The 2,301-nt window shown below is 34.4% G+C and carries 2 protein-coding genes; both read left to right on the top strand.

Features of this window, described 5'->3' with window-relative positions; translation table 11 throughout:
• The coding region (locus tag NQ163_RS20445) for an RHS repeat domain-containing protein (protein ID WP_268192168.1) at nt 1-1,234 on the top strand (1,234 nt) is incomplete at its 5' end.
• Nucleotides 1,235-1,246: 12 nt separating this feature from the next.
• A complete protein-coding gene (locus NQ163_RS20440) occupies nt 1,247-2,077 on the top strand; it encodes a hypothetical protein (protein WP_268192167.1) in 831 nt (276 codons plus the stop codon).
• Nucleotides 2,078-2,301 lie beyond the last annotated feature (224 nt).

Below are 2,301 nucleotides of genomic sequence, written 5' to 3'. Positions count from 1 at the left end.
AAAAGACCATTTGGGTCACACTCGTGTAGTAGTAGATGAGGAGGAGAATGTAATACAGGAAACTGCTTACTACCCATATGGAGGAATTATTGCAGGCCTTTCAACAAAAAACAAATATAATTACCTTTATACAGGCAAAGAGTTCATTGACAGTTTAGGGGTAAATTGGTACGATCACCACGCGAGGTATTATGACCCCGAGGTAGGCCGCTGGTTTGCCATCGATCCGGCTTTACAAGCTTCGAGTCCGTACATTGCTATGGGGAATAATCCGATGATCTACGTAGATGAGAATGGGGAGTTCTGGCACATTGTTATAGGAGCAGCAGTAGGAGGATTAATTAACCTTGGAATAAAAGCCTACCAAGGAAAGATTAATAGTTGGAAAGATGGTTTTGTTGCATTTGGAATTGGTGCTGCAGCAGGAGCAGTAGGAGCAGCAACAGGAGGTTCTGCATTTTTGGCAGCAGGAGGAGGAGCAGCAGGAGCTGGTGGATTTTATGCTGGAGCATATGCAGGAGCGGTAGGAGCAGCTTATTCAATGCCAGTACAAAATGGATTAAACCATGCTTATTTTGGTGATCCATTAATGACACTTGAAGAATATGGAAAGGGAATTGCATTTGGAGCGTTATTAGGTGGAACCATTAATGGAGGTATAGCCAAATTTAATGGCAGGTCGTTTTGGAACGGAACCCTAAACAGTGCTCCACAACCTATTGCGCCAGTAGCCACTTTAGAACCGAAAATTCTAAAGCCAAACGAGATAAAAACTCCGATGAGAAAACCGGAGTCTTTACCTCAAACAAGGGGGGAGAATTTACCTGTAACCGAAGCTGATAATTTGCCAAGAGGAACATTTAGAAAGGTTGATTTACCTGGGGAGAGAACGGCTTGGGTGAAATCAGGAAAAATTATTAGTAGTGGTAAACCTCATGGAGTTCCTCAACATTGGGATGCTATGGTGCAAAATGCAGATGATCTTGCTAATTCAGGTAATGTAGTATATTTAAACAAATCGATAAATACGGCTTTGGGACAAAAAATTCCAACTGTTGGTAATTGGAGACCTGATGTAATTGGAGTGAACAAAAATGGAGTGATTAGCATTACTGAAGTGGTGAGTCCTTCTCAAACTATCTACCAAATAGAAAATAAGTTATTAATAATGAAACAGTTTTTACAAAAATCAGGCTATAATGTAAATACAACCGCTATTCAACCACCATATTAAAATTAAGTATAAATGAAAAAGAATGATTTAGTTATAGCAATTTACTTTCTTAATCAGAAAGCAATAGAGAATGATTTTTTAAATAAAATTTTAAAATTTTCAACAAATCAAATTCACACTCTTTTCAATACTCCACCGAATAGATTTTCATATAGTTATTTTCATAAAAATAAGCTTTATAATAAAGATGTAAAATACACTAAGTTAAATGAACAAAAAATGTATAAAAACATTAATGGTTCAACACATGTAGGTATTGAATTAGCAATTGTTCCAAAAGATTTTAAATTCAGGATTAGTGATACTGATATTTCATTTCTATATTCTCCACAAGATGAATTTACCAATTATAGTTCACTTAAATTGCAAATGGATTGTGATAAAATTAAAGACAGAATGCAATCTGGTGATGTGGAAAAATTAGTTGAAGAATTGGTTTCAATGTTAAGTGATAATGGTTGTAAAATTAGTTATGGATTTGCTTTTTCCATGCCTAGAATTAAGCAACCAAAAGCTTATGCGACAGGAATTGCTTCAGGACGTCTTACAGAAGAAGAAAAAGAACTTGTTCATCATTTTGGTAATAATAAAAATAAATGTGGAGAAAGAATTTGGGATGTGTTTTGGTGTAATATCTTTAATTCTAAGCATTTGTCAGGTTCTGGTGTAATTAATGATATAGAAAATATCATTGGAAAAGATTGTTTAAATAAACATGGAGATGAAGTTATAATGTGTACTATTCCCATTGATATTTTAGAGATTGAAAATCAACTGACAGAATATAATAATTATAGAAATCAATTAAGACAAGTGCTAAAAAAGTATAATTTGCTTATGTAGACATAAAAAAGTGTTAAGATACACTATAATACAAAACATGTGTAAATTTAATATTTAAATCCGTATGAGATAAGGACACTCGGATAGTCCGAGTGTTTCATTTGTATCTCTTTTAAAAGAGAATATAGAAGTACAAAAAGCTACACATTAGCTACAACATACTCAATTTGCCCGATACCCTAAGCGTAACAGGACAAGGCAAAATCGTGAACCAGTATTTGGCT

The organism is Marinifilum sp. D737 (assembly GCF_026672275.1).
Lineage (GTDB): Bacteria > Bacteroidota > Bacteroidia > Bacteroidales > Marinifilaceae > Marinifilum.
This window is presented reverse-complemented; position numbering and strand designations above follow the sequence as displayed.